At 61.8% G+C, this 15,463-nt stretch carries 17 protein-coding genes and 1 pseudogene; all 18 read left to right on the forward strand.

The features are described 5' to 3' along the window. Positions 1–13 precede the first annotated feature (13 nt). A pseudogene (locus ACZ6YI_RS05960) lies at positions 14–769 on the forward strand (lytic transglycosylase domain-containing protein); the annotation flags it as partial. A 478-nt stretch (positions 770–1,247) separates the two neighbouring features. Next, positions 1,248–1,682 carry a TrbC/VirB2 family protein gene (locus ACZ6YI_RS05965; RefSeq protein WP_465777842.1) on the forward strand — a complete coding sequence of 145 codons (435 nt, stop codon included), beginning with the start codon at positions 1,248–1,250 and terminating at the stop codon, positions 1,680–1,682. Then, positions 1,675–1,986: a VirB3 family type IV secretion system protein gene (locus ACZ6YI_RS05970; protein WP_465777843.1), complete on the forward strand. Its 312-nt coding sequence runs from the start codon at positions 1,675–1,677 to the stop codon at positions 1,984–1,986. The genes ACZ6YI_RS05965 and ACZ6YI_RS05970 overlap by 8 nt, the downstream gene beginning before the upstream one ends. A gap of 62 nt (positions 1,987–2,048) precedes the next feature. Then, positions 2,049–4,514 (forward strand): VirB4 family type IV secretion/conjugal transfer ATPase, encoded by a 2,466-nt coding sequence (locus ACZ6YI_RS05975; RefSeq protein WP_465777844.1) that lies wholly within the window; start codon positions 2,049–2,051, stop codon positions 4,512–4,514. Positions 4,515–4,546: 32 nt separating this feature from the next. Further along, on the forward strand, positions 4,547–5,329 hold the full coding sequence (locus ACZ6YI_RS05980; RefSeq protein ID WP_465777845.1) for a hypothetical protein: 783 nt from the start codon (positions 4,547–4,549) through the stop codon (positions 5,327–5,329). Positions 5,330–5,408: 79 nt separating this feature from the next. Further along, positions 5,409–6,500 carry a TrbL/VirB6 family protein gene (locus tag ACZ6YI_RS05985; RefSeq protein WP_465777846.1) on the forward strand — a complete coding sequence of 364 codons (1,092 nt, stop codon included), beginning with the start codon at positions 5,409–5,411 and terminating at the stop codon, positions 6,498–6,500. Between the two features lie 26 nt (positions 6,501–6,526). Beyond that, positions 6,527–6,988 (forward strand): DUF4189 domain-containing protein, encoded by a 462-nt coding sequence (locus ACZ6YI_RS05990; protein ID WP_465777917.1) that lies wholly within the window; start codon positions 6,527–6,529, stop codon positions 6,986–6,988. 7 nt (positions 6,989–6,995) lie between these two features. Further along, positions 6,996–7,478: a DUF4189 domain-containing protein gene (locus ACZ6YI_RS05995; RefSeq protein WP_465777847.1), complete on the forward strand. Its 483-nt coding sequence runs from the start codon at positions 6,996–6,998 to the stop codon at positions 7,476–7,478. Between the two features lie 111 nt (positions 7,479–7,589). Next, entirely contained in the window at positions 7,590–8,063 is a 474-nt protein-coding gene (locus tag ACZ6YI_RS06000; protein WP_465777918.1) for a DUF4189 domain-containing protein, read from the forward strand. Further along, on the forward strand, positions 8,064–8,549 hold the full coding sequence (locus tag ACZ6YI_RS06005; protein WP_465777848.1) for a DUF4189 domain-containing protein: 486 nt from the start codon (positions 8,064–8,066) through the stop codon (positions 8,547–8,549). 66 nt (positions 8,550–8,615) lie between these two features. Beyond that, positions 8,616–9,092, forward strand: a complete 477-nt coding sequence (locus ACZ6YI_RS06010) for a DUF4189 domain-containing protein (RefSeq protein ID WP_465777849.1) — start codon at positions 8,616–8,618, stop codon at positions 9,090–9,092. A gap of 46 nt (positions 9,093–9,138) precedes the next feature. Beyond that, entirely contained in the window at positions 9,139–9,585 is a 447-nt protein-coding gene (locus tag ACZ6YI_RS06015; protein WP_465777850.1) for a hypothetical protein, read from the forward strand. A 111-nt stretch (positions 9,586–9,696) separates the two neighbouring features. Continuing rightward, the gene (locus ACZ6YI_RS06020) at positions 9,697–10,266 is read left to right on the forward strand and encodes a hypothetical protein (RefSeq protein ID WP_465777851.1); all 570 of its coding nucleotides are present in this window, start codon (positions 9,697–9,699) and stop codon (positions 10,264–10,266) included. Positions 10,267–10,293: 27 nt separating this feature from the next. Further along, entirely contained in the window at positions 10,294–11,484 is a 1,191-nt protein-coding gene (locus ACZ6YI_RS06025; protein WP_465777852.1) for an XVIPCD domain-containing protein, read from the forward strand. 63 nt (positions 11,485–11,547) lie between these two features. Further along, a complete protein-coding gene (locus tag ACZ6YI_RS06030; protein ID WP_465777853.1) occupies positions 11,548–12,192 on the forward strand; it encodes a hypothetical protein in 645 nt (214 codons plus the stop codon). An 80-nt stretch (positions 12,193–12,272) separates the two neighbouring features. Continuing rightward, the gene (locus ACZ6YI_RS06035) at positions 12,273–13,541 is read left to right on the forward strand and encodes an XVIPCD domain-containing protein (protein WP_465777854.1); all 1,269 of its coding nucleotides are present in this window, start codon (positions 12,273–12,275) and stop codon (positions 13,539–13,541) included. A gap of 19 nt (positions 13,542–13,560) precedes the next feature. Next, positions 13,561–14,139, forward strand: coding sequence for a hypothetical protein (locus tag ACZ6YI_RS06040; protein ID WP_465777855.1), 579 nt, complete (start codon positions 13,561–13,563; stop codon positions 14,137–14,139). 26 nt (positions 14,140–14,165) lie between these two features. Beyond that, complete coding sequence (locus tag ACZ6YI_RS06045) at positions 14,166–15,443, forward strand: XVIPCD domain-containing protein (RefSeq protein ID WP_465777856.1); 1,278 nt, start codon at positions 14,166–14,168, stop codon at positions 15,441–15,443. Positions 15,444–15,463 lie beyond the last annotated feature (20 nt).

A 15,463-nucleotide genomic window follows, 5' to 3' on the forward strand; every position in this document is an offset into this window, starting at 1 on the left:
AGGAGTTGTAAAGGTGCTACCAGGACTTGAAATGATGGGCTGCCAGAACCTTGCCGTACCGGCCGAGGTGATGCAGCACGTCGTCAATGTCGAATCGAGCCGCAACCCATACGCCATCGGCGTCGTGGGCGGCCAGCTCGTGCGCCAGCCGCAGAACCTTGGCGAAGCGGTAGCCACCGTCCAGATGCTCGAGCAGAAGGGCTACAACTATTCACTTGGCGTGGCGCAGGTGAACCGCGCCAACCTCGGTAAGTACGGGCTCGATAGCTATGAGAAGGCTTTCGAGTTCTGTCCCAACCTCGAGGCCGGCTCGCGGATCCTCGCGCAGTGTTACGCCAGCGCCAGCAAGGATTGGGGCAAGGCCTTCAGCTGCTACTACTCGGGCAACTTCACCACGGGTTACCGCGATGGCTATGTGCAGCGCATCTATGCCTCGATCGCCAAGAGCACTCTCGCCGGCGCCCGGGCGATTCCGCTGCAAGGTGCGGCGACGCCCGTTCGGGTTGTCAGCGTCGGCAAGGGCGTGACCGCGGTCAAGCCGGATAGCCCCGGCTACCGCGTCGCCATGCGCAGCGTGCTCGACGCCGCCGCCTCGGCGCTCGTCTCGCCAGCCATGGCGGCTGACAGCCCGCCTGCGCAGGTGGTCTCGCCGCAGGATGCAGCGAACGTGCAGAACGCGGTGCCGTACAACTATCCGCAGGGCGTCGCCTACCCAGGCGCCAACCCGGTGCTCGACCAGGCGCCCCCGCCGCCACCCGGCCGGATCCCGACTGACGCGGCGACTGCGGCCGCCATGTCGCTGGTCGGGCCGAACCTGCGCAATACGAACACCAACCCGCAGCCGGGCCGGATCGTCACCGATCCCGCCACCGCTGCGGTCATGTCGCAGATCGGCGTGTCGGCCAATGCAAACGGAAGTGCTCCCGCGCAGCCTGCGCCGCAGCAACAGCAGCCGATCCAACCAGACAACGGCATCTTCGAACCGCAGGTCCGCGGCCCAAACGATCCCCCGCCCGGCTCGGCGCAACAACAGGCCGCCCCCGCGGCGCCAGCGCGGCCGGCGCGCGACCCGGCCGATCTACGCAACGGAGGTGGCGATGGCGCCTTCGTCTTCTGAGCGCACGCGTTGCGCACGCATTAGCACGGCGGGGCACCGCATCCACCGTGCAGGCCCTCGGGCCAACCCTAGCCCGGTGACACCCGATCACCGGAAAACCCTGACCCACCCAGTAGAAAGGAAATACGAGATGGCCCTGCCTGCCCTGTCCAAGGTAATCGCCAACACGAAGAACCCGGTGAAGAAGACGCTGGGCCTCACCGCCCTGTTCTTCGCCCTGATGATCCCCAGCCTCGCGTTCGCCCAGATCGGCGACACGGGCACCAAGGTCTGCGGCTTCTTCCAGAACATCAACTCGCTGCTCAATGCCGCGTCGATCGTCGTCGTGACCATCGCCGTGATCTTCTCGGGCTACCAGATCGCCTTCGCCCACAAGCGCATCGCCGACGTGGCCCCGGCCCTGGTCGGTGGCGTGCTGATCGGCGCGGCGGCCCAGGTCGCCAAGATGGTGGTCGGTGGCAACGGCAGCGGCAACGGCGCGACGGCCTGCACCTCGAGCAGCGGCGGCGCGTTCCTGATGGATGCCATCAACACGGCCGTCCACCTGCTGCAGATCCATGCATAAGAACCCGCTGTTCCGAGGCTGCACCCGCCCGCCCATGTTCCTGGGCGTGCCCTACGTCCCGTTCTTCATGGGCGCGGGCACGGGTCTGCTTCTGGCGATGTACTTCAACATGCTGTTCCTGCTCACCATTCCCGTCGTGATCTTCGTGATGCGCCAGATGGCACGTCGCGACGAGATGATCTTCCGGCTGCTAGGCCTGCGCCTGCAGTTCAAGACCCGCGTACGGAATGTGCCCGAGCACGATGGCATGTGGGTGTTCACGCCTAACAGCTATCGCGATCCCTCGAAGGATAAGCGTAAGTAAGGACAGGCGCCCCGGCGTGTACGCACGCCGGGGCCTCTACAGCTCCAACGGCCCCGATGACCATGTTCACACCCGACGCGCCCATCTCTACCCACATCACGCTCTCCGCGCACGTCTCGCCCTCGGTGGTGAAGACGACGGGTGGCGACTTCCTCCTTACCTGGCGACTGGGCGGCCTGCCCTTCGTCGGCCGCGAGGAGTGGGAACTGGAACATCGCCACAACACTTTCAACCGCATGCTGCAGACGCTGCGTGCGCCCGATTACACCAACGTGGCCTTCTGGGTGCATGACATCCGCCGCCGCCGCGGTATCCGCGACAAATCCAGGTTCGGCCAGGAGTTCAACCAGACCCTGTCCGACCAGTACTACGAGGCCCTCACCTCGCAGAAGCTCATGCAGAACGAGCTGTACCTGACGATGATCTATCGCCCCATCGTCCAGGGTAAGCGCTTCGCCGAGAAAAGCTCGGACGTGCAGCGCCTGGAAGCCGAGCAGGCCCAGGCGATCGCCACTGTGCTCGAGCTCGCCGGCAACATCGAGGCCGTGCTGAAGGACTACGCCCCCACCCGTCTGGGCATGTACGAGGCGTCCAACGGCATCGTCTTCTCTGAGGTACTGGAGCTGTTCGGCTTCATCCTCAACCGCATCGACGAGCCGGTGCCGGTCCTCAAGGCGCCGATCTACGACTACCTGCCGGTAAGCCGCCAGCGCTTTTCGGCCAAGACGGGCGACTTCGTGCTGACGGCCCCCGATGGCAAGAACCACTTCGGCGCCATCCTCAATATCAAGGAATACGTCGACGGAACCTACCCGGGCATCCTCAATGGACTGAAGTTCCTCGATTTCGAATACGTCATCACGCACTCCTTCACCCCGATGGGCCGCCAGGACGCGCTCCGGGCACTGGAACGCACCAAGGGCATGATGGTGAGCTCGGGTGACAAGGCGGTCAGCCAGATCATCGAAATGGACCACGCGATGGATCAGCTCGCGTCGGGCAACTTCGTCCTGGGCGAGTACCACTTCACGATCTCGGTCTACGCGCCCTCGCAGGAGACGCTCTCTCAACAGATCGCGGCCACCCGCGCCGAGCTCTCGAATGCCGGTTTCGTCACCGTCAAGGAAGACCTGGCCGTGACGGCCGCTTTCTATGCGCAGTTCCCCGGCAACTGGAAGTACCGCACCCGCCTGGCCAACGTCAGCTCGCTGAACTTCCTGGGTCTCTCGCCGCTGCACAACTTCGCGACCGGCAAGAAGGAGAACAACCCCTGGGGCACCTGCGTCACCACGCTGCAGACCACCAACGGGCAGCCGTACTACTTCAACTTCCACGCGACCCACCCGGCCGAGAACTCGCTGGGCGAGAAGGCGATCGCGAATACCATGGTCATCGGTAAATCCGGTACCGGCAAGACGGCGCTGATCAACTTCCTGCTGAGCCAGGTGCAGAAGCTGGACCCGGCCCCGACCATCTTCTTCTTCGATAAGGACCGGGGCGCCGAGATTTTTGTCCGCGCCTGCGGTGGCAACTACCTCGCACTGGAGAACGGCAAGCCGACCGGCTTCAACCCGTTCCACTGCGAGCGTAACGAAGAGAATGTCCAGTTCCTGGCCAACCTGATCAAGGTGCTCGCTGGCAAGAGCGTCTACAGCTCGCGCGACGAGGAAGACATTTTCCGGGCGGTCGAGAACATCCTCGATACCCCGATGCACCTGCGCAACATGACCAATTTCCAGAAGAGCCTGCCGAACCTCGGCGATGACGGACTCTTCGTCCGCATGCGCAAGTGGACCGCCGGCAACGCGCTGGGTTGGGTCTTCGACAACCCGCATGACACGGTCGACCTGACACGCGCCAACATCATTGGGTTCGACTACACGGACATCATCGATAACCCGGAAGTCCGCGTGCCGGTCATCAATTACCTGCTGCATCGCCTGGAAGCACTGATCGATGGCCGCCGCCTGATCTACGTCATGGACGAGTTCTGGAAGATCCTGGACGGCAAGGGTGGCCTGAAAGAGTTCGCGAAGAACAAGCAGAAGACGATCCGTAAGCAGAACGGCATGGGCATCTTCGCCACGCAGTCGCCGGAAGACGCGCTGGCCAGCGATATCGCCTCGGCCCTGATCGAGCAGACGGCAACGATGATCTTGCTGCCGAACCCGAACGCCAGCCGCGACGACTACGTCAACGGCCTGAAGCTCACCGAGGCCGAATACCAGGTGGTCGTGAGCCTGGACGAGCGCTCGCGTTGCTTCCTGGTGAAGCAGGGCCACGCCTCGGCCGTGTGCCAGCTCAACCTCCGTGGCATGGACGACGCCCTCGCGGTGATCTCGGCCTCGACGGACAACATCGAAATCATGCACGAAGTACTGCAGGTACGCGCCGAAGCCGAAGGCATCTCCACGGATGCCCTACGCCCCGAGCAGTGGCTGGAGTTGTTCTATGAGAGCCGGAAAGGGAGCGGGAAAGGAAACCCGTCGCCCCGCCCTACCCCTAATTCGTCCCGACGTGCTGCCTAAGCCCTATGAATGCCTCACCTCGGAGTGACCTGATGAAGAACGACACCAAGACGAATCCCAAGCGCTGGGTCGGCCATGCGTGCCGAGCGCTGTTCGCGACAGCCCTGACGGCCGGCGCAGGCTTCTATACATCGTCGACCCAGGCGCAGTGGATCGTCACCGATCCCACCATCATCAGCAACGACCTCGAAGAGTTCGTCAAGGATGCCGCGCGCTGGACGGAAACGGCCTCTCATTACGCGAGTCAGGTGGAGTTCTGGCAGAACAACCTGATCAAACTGAAAAGCCTTCAGTACGAGCTGCTACGTACCCAGCAACAGTTCCAGCAGGTGGATGACAACTTCGGCGTCGAAGAACGTTGCCCGGGCGCGGCGCTCATTAGTGGCGACATCACCACCACGATGACATCCGCCATGAGCCAGCTCACCGGCGATATCAAGGCTCAGCAGAATGCGGTTTGCGTCCTGACCCAGCGCACCAGGAACCAGCGCTACAACAACACAGTGAAGTATCTGCAACAAATGACCGCCCAGACGGGAACGCTGGAGCAATTGACCGCGATTCGTCTTGCGGTCGTCGGTGACTCCCCCGGCAAGCTCCAGGGCCTGCAGGACGATACGGCCCGCTTCGGCGTAAATGTGGCGCAGGCGCGTGATTCGTGGAAGACCACGGACGAGCAGCTCGGCGCCCAGATCGACGCGCTCAATGAGAAGCAAACCACCTTGGCGAAGCAGGCGCTCGATGGCAAGCCGACAGTCCTTGGTACCGTCGTGAATGCGGCGATCCTCGAGGCAGCCCTGAAAGTAGGCAACTAACCCTTCCACGGACGACCAGAAGATCCATCAGCCACTCAATGCGCACTGAAGTGCCGCATGGCCAGGGAACACGAGAGACATGCCGAATATTGCTGATTACGTATTCTTCAAGCTGATCTACAACTATCTTGAAGACAAGATAGATAAGTTCGGCATGGAGGTCATGGGCCGAATGATGACGTGGGCGGCCACCTTTGCCCTGATCCTCGTCACCATCTACATCATGATCCAGGGATTCCGGATCATGACCGGCCGTTCGCGTGAGTCGCTGATGGAGCTGGTGATCAATCTGGGCCGCATAGTGCTGGTGGTATCCGCAGCCACGGCGATGGCTGTCGGCAGCACGGACCTCACAAAGTTCTTTACCAAAGATCTCGACCAGCACGTCCATTACCTGTTCACAGGCGATGACAACGAGAGCACGGCGGACTCCATTGATAAGAATTTGGCTTATACGCAGCTAGCACTTAACTCGATCGATGCCGTGAAGGTCCCAGACAAGGACCCCGAGAGCCAGAGCGAAAAGGCTAGATCATTCTTCATCGCGGGCTTTGGCGCATCCTCGCCGCCCATGGCCGCTGGGGCGATGCTTCTTCTCTACAAGTTTGCCATGTCGTTGTTTATCGGCCTTGGGCCGCTGTTCATCCTTTGCCTGATATTTGAACAAACGAAAGACTTGTTCAAACGATGGCTCATGTACGGCATAGGCACGATATTTTCCATGGCACTGTTAAGCGCAGTCTCCAGCATGGTGTTGGAGTTGACTTTGCGGGTGAGCATTGCAACGTGGGGTTCAAAGATCGTTGACGGGTTTCTTCCAGGCTCGAACGAGGGTCTGTCCAGCATGGCTATGCAGACAGGCGGTATCGGTATGCTTATGACGGTACTTATCGTCTCGGTTCCTCCGATGGCTGCAATGTTCTTCCAAGGTACTCTCGGCAACTTCCTCGCATACAGCGCCTTTGGCGCGGGAAGCGGTGGCTCGTCGCCGGGCCCCCAGGGCCAGCCACCAGGCAGCACTGCTTGGGTCAATGGTGGGGCGACACCTACCGCTGGCGCAGGATCTACCGGAGCGCAGCACAGCTCCGGCGCATTCAACAATCGCGTATCTGGCTCGTCAGCCGCTCCGGCACCAGAGACCGTGAAGAGCGGGCCATCTACATCTAGGTAGTAGAAATGATCAAGTATCTTCTGACCATGACCTTTTGCTTCTCCATCTTCATCGCCTGTAGTGCGCATGCGGAAGGCGGATGCCCCCCAGGACAATATCCGCAGCAAGGGCAAGGCTGGCAGGCTTGCGTGCCCATCCCTAGCAACAATCCACTACCGGCCGCGGGTCCTGCCAAGGTCATTCGCAACAGCTGGCAGGCGGTTGCGACAGATACCCCAAAAGGAATCCTTGGTACCGCCCTTGGGCTTCCAGAGCGATCGTCCGCGGAGGTTAAAGCCATAGAGGACTGCCAGTCGAAGGGGGGAACAGACTGCAAGCTAGAGGTCTCATATGGGAACGGATGTATCGCTATGGTCGTAGGAGATAAGACGTTGCAAGTCCAAGGAGCTCCTACGAAGGCGAAGGCCGAGAAGATGACCATGGACAAGTGCGATGCCGCAGGGAATTCATCATGCAAGGTCTACTACTCAGAATGCAGTCCTAAGTGATTCCTAAGTGAAACGATCTCCGTTCTTCCGCGCGGCGGCACTCCTGATCTTGGCGCAATGTGCGAACGCAGAACGAGGCTGTCCGCCAGGGCAAATACCCCACGGCGGTACGAATCTATCGACTTGCGGTCCAATTCCCGGTCAGGGCCAAGAGGCCCCGTTGAACCCAGCGTGGCTACCGCAGTGGCAGGCGATCGCTGGCGACGCAGAGGCGGCGGTACTTGGAACTTCTCGTGGAGAAAAGGACGCCTCGGCCGCCCAGAAGGCAGCAATAAATGACTGCCACGCGAAGGGCGGACGCAAGTGCGATCTCTACTACACGCAGGGCAACGGTTGTCTAGCCATGGTTACGGGCGCAAAACAAATTTGGGCCGATGGGGGAAAGACGAAGACACAGGCAGATGATGCTGCGATGAGTGAGTGCAGTAGCAACGACACCTCGTGTCAGATCTACTACGAATCCTGCAACCTTCCCGTGCGCGTTCAGTAGCATCCTCAGAACCTCCCCGCCTCTGCCTGATATTTGATCAAACAAAGGATCTGACACTAGGACGTCATCCAGTTCTTCGAGCAGACCGCAATGAAGAAATACATACTCGTGATGTTTTGCCTTTTGTTCTCCGTTTTCTCCATCAACGCATTCGCCGAAGGAGGATGTCCTAACGGTGAGTATCCCCAAGAAGGGCCGGGTTGGCGAACATGCATTCCGTTTCCCCCTGGGAAAGCCACTGCAAACCAGCCAGCGGGCCCTGCTTATCAAAACCAATGGGGCGCTCTAGCCGTCGACGCTAATACGGGGTCACTTGGCACGGAGCTTAAAGGCACCTCGAAATCGGACGCAGCCACGAAAGCTATCACTGATTGCAAAAACAAAGGTGGCGAAAGCTGCACCGTAATGATTCAAGTGCGGAACGCTTGCATGGCGATGGTAGTGGCGCCGGACGATCTCTTCACAGAGGGCGGATCGACAAAGACCGAAGCCGAAGACAAGGTCATGAAGCACTGCAATGGGCAGACTGGGAAGTGCGGTATTTACTTCTCAGGATGTAGTGTGCCGGTGGTAAGTGGGCCCTGAATGAAACGCTCTCCGTTCTTCTGCGTGGCAGCATTGTTGATGTTCGTGGCGCAAGCTGCGAACGCCGAACAAGGCTGCCCTCCTGGGCAGATTCCGCACAGCGGTACGAACATGTCATCTTGCGCGCCGATTCCTGGGCAGCAATCGCAGCAACCGCCTCAACCAGCATGGATCCCGCAGTGGCAGGCATTGGCGGGTGACAGCAACACAGGTGCACTGGGTGTGTCGCGAGGAAAGGCTGATCAAAGCTCTGCCGAAAAGGCCGCCATGAGCGACTGCTTTGCCAAAGGAGGAAAGAGCTGCTCTGTATACGTCTCTAATGGAAATGGGTGCATGGCCATGGTTGTCGGCGCCTCGACGATTTGGACTTCGTCCGGTGATTCAAAAGCTGACAGCGAGGCGAAGGCGAACTCGAAGTGCCTCGGAGGTGACAGTCAGTGCATCGTGTATTACTCGTCCTGCAACTTTCCGGTACGCGTGCAGTAACAGAGCATGACGAGCACGACATCCGCGTCTTTACTGAAGAGTCTCTTCCTTACGGCCAACCCCACCATGAACCGCACCGTCTTCACAACCTGCCTCGCCCTTGCCCTCGCCTCGACCGTGACCTTCAGTGTCCAGGCGATGCAGCAGTGCGCACCCGGCCAGACCCCTCAGGGTGACACCTGCGTTTCATCGGTGCGTCCGCAGGCTTACGCGGGAAATCAGGCGTGGGTCTCCCAGTGGCAGGCCATTGCGGGCGACCGCCGCGTCCGCGCGCTCGGGACGTCGAAGGGGCTGATGACGCCAGAAGATGCGCAGAGCGCCGCCCTGAACGACTGCCGTTTCAAGGGTGGAAGGCACTGCACGGTCTATGTCACTCACGGAAATGGATGCGTGTCAATGGCGCAGGGAGACCAGACGTTCTGGATCGCGACGGGAAACGACCTCGCGGCCGCAGAGACGGAAGCGACATCTACATGTTCCAGGGGTGATCAGGGCTGCAGCGTGATTTACTCGAACTGTAGTCTCCCCGCCCGCGTGCAGTGATCGACTTTTTTATAACGAATCGCATTGACGGACAAGGAGTTACCGGATGAAGAAGTATCTGTTTGGCGTACTACTCGGCGGTATCAGCACCGGCGCAATTGCGCAGGCTTACTACGAGCCCATCCCGTACTACGGCAACAACCCCTTCATCTTCTGCACGGTGGGCGTCCCACAGGATTGCTGGTTTCCGATTAGCAAGGAGCTCGGCACGTTCGGTGTATCGAACTACTACTGTTTCAACGCCTATTCCGCGCTTCTGTTTGCTCGCGTGTGCCCGCGCGCCTTCGGTCCCGCTGCCGCCGCGAGCGGAAAGACGGCCGCAGCCGCCGGTGTCGCCGCTGGCGTCGCGGCCGGCTCGATGGCCGGTGGGTCGTCGTCGAGCTCAAGCTCCAACTCCAGCTCGTCGTCGGACACGACAGACTCCGCCGATGCGAGCCCGCGCCCTCAGGTCCAGCCGGTTCAGGTGGACCCGGCTACACAGAGCCTCGATTGATACGACAACCAGTGTCGGATCTCGCCGCTGGTATGTAGATCAAACATAGATAGCGCAATCCTCCGATGATGATGGGCGTCACCAACCGCCGCCCCTGAGACTTGAACACGCATGAAGACTCTGCACACCACGCTCGCCATTGCCGCGCTAGTTGCCCTCACCGGCGCGGTCCAAGCCACCACCACCCTGCCCGCCCACCACAAGGAGTACGCCACCAGCACCATCGATGGCGGCCGCCAGTGCAAGGTCGGCGTCGTTACTGATGCCGATGGCATGAATGCCAAGGGTCTGGTTTACGTCAACGACGGCACGAAGCTCGTCTGGGCCACCACGCTCAAACTGCCGGAGTTCACGGAACAAGCGCGCGCGACGCATTGCGTGCAGTCGGGCAAGTCGGTCTACGTACTCGTGCAGGGCGACACCAACACCTCGCCGTCCCTCGGCCAGACCCTGCTCAACGTGGCGCAGCTCGATGCTGCAACGGGAAAGGCTCAGGGCATGGATTACGTCGATCTGGCCGACGTGAACGGCTCACTTAGCATGTCGGCGGATACCGACGCAAAGAATTTCCGGGTCACCAGCCCGGGAACCATCGAAGTCGCGGGCAAGTATGTCCTTACTGACGCACCGGACGCGTCACACGACTTCAAGGTCACGGTGAAGATACCACTGGCCAAATAACCCACCCGAAACACCAGGAGTTACACCATGGGTAGTAAAGAGCAGTTTATTGCCGACCTGTACCCGGCGGCAGTCAAGGTAAGCAAGCAAACCGGCCTCTCGGTCGAGCTCACGCTCGCGCAGGCGGCGGGAGAAACCGGCTGGGGTGAGAAAGTGCTTCCCGGCACGAACAACCTGTTCAACATCAAGGCCGATGCCAGCTGGCACGGGCCAACCAAGACCTTCAACGTCTGGGAAATCGAGCACGGCAAGAAGGTCTGGAAAGACCAGGCGTTCCGCGTGTACGGCTCGTATGAGGAAGCCCTGACCGACCGCGCCAAGTTCCTCAAGGAAAACCCGCGCTACACCAAGGCCGGTCTGTTCGATGAAGGCACGCTGGGCAATCTGGAGAAGGAAGCCGATGCCCTGAAGAAGGCCGGCTACGCCACGGATCCGAAATACGCGACGAACATGCGCGAGATCTACGCTGGCCGCACCATGCGCCACGGCATCGAGCTCGCCACCGGCCAGAAGCAGGACGCGGGCCATACAGCCCCGCATGCGAGCACCACGAGCTCGCTGAAGCAGGGCTCGCACGGCGATCGCGTCGAATCCATGCAGGCCGATCTGATCGCGCTGGGATACGCGAAGCAGCTCCACAGCACCAAGGCTGACGGCAAGTTCGGCGAGCATACCGAGGAAGCGGTGAAGGCGTTCCAGCGTGACCATCACCTCAAGGAAGATGGCATCGCTGGCAAGAACACGCTGAATGCCATGCACGAAGCCGTGCGTACCCAGTCGCAGCAGCACGCCGCCGACGCCCTGCACAAGGCAGCGACGCTCGCCGACCCGCAGCACCCCGCCCACCCGGTGTTCCGCGATGCCATGGCCGGCGTCGAGAAGCTGGATGCCGCCCATGGCCGCACTTCCGGCCCTGAAAGCGTGCAGCTCGCCGGCGCCGTTGCTGCCGGTGCGGCCTGCACGGGGATGAAGCGCATCGACAACGTGATGCTCGATGAGAGCGCTACGCGGATCTATGCCGTCCAGGGCGAGCTCAATTCGCCGTTCAAGCAGGTGGCCAGCGTGGAGGTGATGCACGGCTTGCAGACACCACTCGCCCAAAGCACGCAGCAGGTCGACCAACACCTGCAGCAGGCGCAAACGCAGCAAGCCCAGCATGTGCAGAGCCAGCAGCAGGCTCAGCCGGCGCCGCAAATGCCGTCGCAGCCGTCGATGTAAAACCACGGGCCGCCTCCGCAAGGGGGCGGCCTCTCCACCCACCCCGCGGAGCCCCACGCCACCATGACGCCGAAGACACGCTACCGCCTGGCCTTCCTCGCCCTGCTTACCGTGCCGGCCTGGGCCTGCGCACAGATCGCCAACCCCTACGCCAAACCCACCGCCGCACCGTCCGCTCCCCAGGACAAAGGAACCAAGATGGATGACCTCAAGTCGTTTGCGACGGGCGGCGCCAAGATTCTCGAGTCCACCAAAGGTGACCTCACGGGTGATGGCCGTCAGGGCGCGGTACTGATCATCGACCCGCCGGGTGGCGCGGATGCGAAGCTGGGCGAAGGCCCTGCGCGCGACGTGCTGCTGGTAGTGCCCGACGCATCCGGTCACCTGCAGAAGGCGGCGTCAAACGCACGCATCGTGCCGTGTGCCACCTGCGGCGGTGTCTCCGGCGATCCCTACGGTTACACGAAGATCGGCAAGGGCCAGTTCACCATCGTCAACGGTGGCGGCAGCCGTGAGCGCTGGTCCGATGAGTTCACCTTCACTTGGTCGGCGGCAAAGAAGGACTGGTTCGCCAGCCATGTGGTACGCAAGGCTTCCGATTCCGAATCCGGCGATGAGAAGCACGTGGATCTCTACGCGAAGGACTTGGGCGAGGTTTCGTTCAAGGACTTCGACCCGGGCAAGATCCCGGAGGCCACTCTCCCCTGAGAATTGTTCCACCACCGCCAGGGCTGGCGGTGCTACGGGTCCACGGCCGGACCGCCCCGTAAGTCAAACAGGAGCTACACATGGCGATTGATCGTGAAACCCAGGTCCTGACCGACGCGTATGCGGCCGGTATCAGGGACCCCAAGGAACTGGCCAACTTCATGGCCCAGGTCACCCATGAATCGAATGGGTTGAACCGGCTTGAAGAAAGCTTTCGCTACACCCGCAACATCCAGCAGATTCCCGTGCAATCGGCCTGGCGCGAGGGTCCGGAGGCGCTCGACGCCGCGCGCAAGGAAGCCCTGCAGGGCAAGCCGGAGAAGCTCGCCGAACTGATGTACGGCGGCCGTAACGGCAACGACGAACCCGGCGACGGCTGGAAGTATCACGGCCGCGGCTACATCCAGCTCACCGGCAAGGACAACTACGCCGCTGCGGGCAAGGCGCTCGACCTCGACCTGGTCAAGCACCCGGAGCTGGCCGCCGACCCGCAGAACGCCTCGAAGATCGCGACGTGGTACTGGGAAAGCCGTGTACCCGAAGCGGCGCGCGATGACGTGAAGGCCGCCACGAAAGCCGTCAACGGCAAGTACAACGGCCTGGAAGACCGCGAACAGCGTTTTGCCGACTGGCAGAAGCGCCTCACCCCCGAGGTGATGGACCGCCTCGCCAGTGGCCAGGTCGGCCAGACTGCCCCGACCCACAACGCGCCCACCACCGACCGCGCGCTCAAGGAAGGCATGAACGACGAGGACGTCCGCAAACTGCAGGCCGACCTCGCCCGCCTCGGCTATAAGGACGCCCACGGCCGCGAACTGCACACCGATGGCAAGTTCGGTCCGGGCACACAGGCGGCACTCGAAGCCTTTCAGCGCGAGCACAAGCTACAGGCTGATGGCGTCGCCGGGCCGAAGACGCGCGAAGCCATCGCAGCGCAAAAGCACCTCGATAACCAGAAGATCGACAAGGCAAACCTGACGAACCCGGCCAACCCGGACAGCGCCCTGTACGCACAGGCCACCAAGGGTGTGCACGCGATCGACGCGAAGATGAATCGCACGCCCGACCAGGCGAGCGAAAATCTCTCCGGTGCCATCGCAGCGAAAGCCAAGCAGGATGGCCTCACGCGCATCGACCACGTCCTCCTCAGCGAGGACGGCAGCAAAGCCTATGCCGTGCAGGGTGACCTGAATTCACCGATGAAAAAGATGGCGGAGGTGCAGACCGCGCAGGCGGTTAACACGCCGCTGGAGCAAAGCGCTTCGACCATGGCCAATACCGCGCGTACCCAGGCCGAGTCGAGCCAGCAGCAACAGCAACAACAACAGACGCCGCAGCCTGGCCGGTAACGAAAGGAAACCCGCAAGCATGAAACGACCAAAGATCGGCACCCGTGGTGCCACCGTCCTGCTCCTTGTCACGCTGCTAACCGCCACGATGGCCCACGCAGCCACTCCCGCCCAGGCCGCTTCCGCCGGTACGCGCCTGGCCCGGATGGCACCGGGTTCCACCACCTCCTGCGAGATCGGCAAAGGGGGCAACATCAACTGCCTCGTGGACTCCGTCCCGACGTCGGTCTCCGAATGCGCAGGCGACTACGCCTGGGGCCAGGTTCAGGACAAGGATGGCGTGACGCTCCAGTCCGCCTTCGACAAGGCAAAGGCCAAACCGACGGCGCATCTCGAGAAGCAGCAGTTTGTCTGTGTCGCCGCGACATCCGGCAAAACCCAGGATGCCGATCGATACTACGTCATTGCTTTTCCGACCAAGAACGTGGCGGATTGCAAGGGTAATGAGCTCTGCCAGGAGCGCGCCCAGACGTGGGTCGGCACCAAGCCTGCCGGTGCATGCGAGTGGGTTGGCAAAGAAGGCGACTTCACCGGCGCGTGCGCGGCGGGCTGGGTCGATAGCGACGCCGTCGAGGTCTTCTCGATGGGCTTGAAGTAGTCACGTAAACGCATAGGAGGCATACGATGAGCCGAGATATTTACGATCAGGCGCACTACCACTTTGCCGAGCGTGGCGAACGCTACGAGTACGGCCGTCCCGACGGCACGACCACCCTCAGGAACGGCAACGTCACCGACCGAAGCCGCAACGAGCAGGACCTGGACGGGGATGGGCTCCGGGGCGTGGATTGCTCCTCCCTCGTGTGGCGCGGGCTGAAGAACGCCGGCTACGACGTGGGCACAGAGCCGTTCAACACGCACGCGCTGTATTCCGGCAACACCATTACCGACTATTCGAAGAAGCACTTCGACGTCATCTCCGCGGCCGACGCCGCGAAGCACCCTGGCGACCTGCAGCCGGGCGATATCCTGATGCTCAAGGCAAAGCACGGCGGCAACCAGCATGTCGCCATCTTCCAGGGCTACGACAAGGACGGGAATATCGAGTTCTACGGTTCCCAGACCAGCACGGGGCCCGCCAAGGTCACGATGACCGAGAACAACTACTTCCGGACGAACATGGAGATCGTGGGTGCACTTCGGGCGAAGCCGGAGTTCCGCACGCACGAACCCGTCACCATCCCGGGCCACCCGAACGAGCCTGCCAGGACCAAGCCGGACCTGTCGCACGTGCCAGCTGCCACGCATGCCGCATCGGCACCCCATGGCGAGGTCCTGCGCAAGGGCGACCATGACAGCACGGATGTCCGGAAAGTGCAGGACGCGCTGAAGCAGCTCGGATACCACGACGAGCGCGGCCGCGCGTTGATCCCGGACGGCAATTTCGGCGACCACACTAAGGCAGCCGTCGAGCGTTTCCAGAAGGATCACGGCCTGGACGTCGACGGCGTCGTAGGCAAGCACACCCTCGATGCCATCCACGCCGCGGAGCGACAAGGGCCACGCCTCGATAACGCAGCCCACGCGGATAACGGCCTTTTCCGCCAGGCCCAGGCAGCGGTGCACAAGATGGATGCCGAGCAAGGCCGTACGCCCGATCACGTCAGCGATCGCCTCGCGGCGGCCGGCACCGTGGCGGCACGCAAGGAAGGCATGACCGGCGTGGACTCGGCGGTGCTCAACCAGGATGGCAGCAAGGCCTACTTCGTGCAGGGCGATATGAACTCGCCGTTCAAGCGGCTGGCCGAGGTCAACACCCAACAGGCGATCAACACCAGCATGGAACAGAGCTCGGCGCAGTTGAAGCAAACCCATGAGCAACAGGCCGCCGTGCAACCTGTCCAGCCGCAGCACCAACAGGCCCCAACCCAGCCGGCTTCGCCGCCAGCGCCGGGCCTTTAACCGCGCAACTCACCGCGCAT

This window comes from Luteibacter sp. NPDC104163, from assembly GCF_055584245.1.

What these genes read in the sequence shown, in the direction of transcription:
- ACZ6YI_RS05965 (WP_465777842.1), top strand. Translation starts at nt 1,248, where the DNA reads ATGGCCCTGCCTGCCCTGTCCAAGGTAATCGCCAACACGAAGAACCCG.
- ACZ6YI_RS05970 (WP_465777843.1), top strand. Translation starts at nt 1,675, where the DNA reads ATGCATAAGAACCCGCTGTTCCGAGGCTGCACCCGCCCGCCCATGTTC.
- ACZ6YI_RS05975 (WP_465777844.1), top strand. Translation starts at nt 2,049, where the DNA reads ATGTTCACACCCGACGCGCCCATCTCTACCCACATCACGCTCTCCGCG.
- ACZ6YI_RS05980 (WP_465777845.1), top strand. Translation starts at nt 4,547, where the DNA reads ATGAAGAACGACACCAAGACGAATCCCAAGCGCTGGGTCGGCCATGCG.
- ACZ6YI_RS05985 (WP_465777846.1), top strand. Translation starts at nt 5,409, where the DNA reads ATGCCGAATATTGCTGATTACGTATTCTTCAAGCTGATCTACAACTAT.
- ACZ6YI_RS05990 (WP_465777917.1), top strand. Translation starts at nt 6,527, where the DNA reads ATGACCTTTTGCTTCTCCATCTTCATCGCCTGTAGTGCGCATGCGGAA.
- ACZ6YI_RS06000 (WP_465777918.1), top strand. Translation starts at nt 7,590, where the DNA reads ATGTTTTGCCTTTTGTTCTCCGTTTTCTCCATCAACGCATTCGCCGAA.
- ACZ6YI_RS06005 (WP_465777848.1), top strand. Translation starts at nt 8,064, where the DNA reads ATGAAACGCTCTCCGTTCTTCTGCGTGGCAGCATTGTTGATGTTCGTG.
- ACZ6YI_RS06010 (WP_465777849.1), top strand. Translation starts at nt 8,616, where the DNA reads ATGAACCGCACCGTCTTCACAACCTGCCTCGCCCTTGCCCTCGCCTCG.
- ACZ6YI_RS06015 (WP_465777850.1), top strand. Translation starts at nt 9,139, where the DNA reads ATGAAGAAGTATCTGTTTGGCGTACTACTCGGCGGTATCAGCACCGGC.
- ACZ6YI_RS06020 (WP_465777851.1), top strand. Translation starts at nt 9,697, where the DNA reads ATGAAGACTCTGCACACCACGCTCGCCATTGCCGCGCTAGTTGCCCTC.
- ACZ6YI_RS06025 (WP_465777852.1), top strand. Translation starts at nt 10,294, where the DNA reads ATGGGTAGTAAAGAGCAGTTTATTGCCGACCTGTACCCGGCGGCAGTC.
- ACZ6YI_RS06030 (WP_465777853.1), top strand. Translation starts at nt 11,548, where the DNA reads ATGACGCCGAAGACACGCTACCGCCTGGCCTTCCTCGCCCTGCTTACC.
- ACZ6YI_RS06035 (WP_465777854.1), top strand. Translation starts at nt 12,273, where the DNA reads ATGGCGATTGATCGTGAAACCCAGGTCCTGACCGACGCGTATGCGGCC.
- ACZ6YI_RS06040 (WP_465777855.1), top strand. Translation starts at nt 13,561, where the DNA reads ATGAAACGACCAAAGATCGGCACCCGTGGTGCCACCGTCCTGCTCCTT.
- ACZ6YI_RS06045 (WP_465777856.1), top strand. Translation starts at nt 14,166, where the DNA reads ATGAGCCGAGATATTTACGATCAGGCGCACTACCACTTTGCCGAGCGT.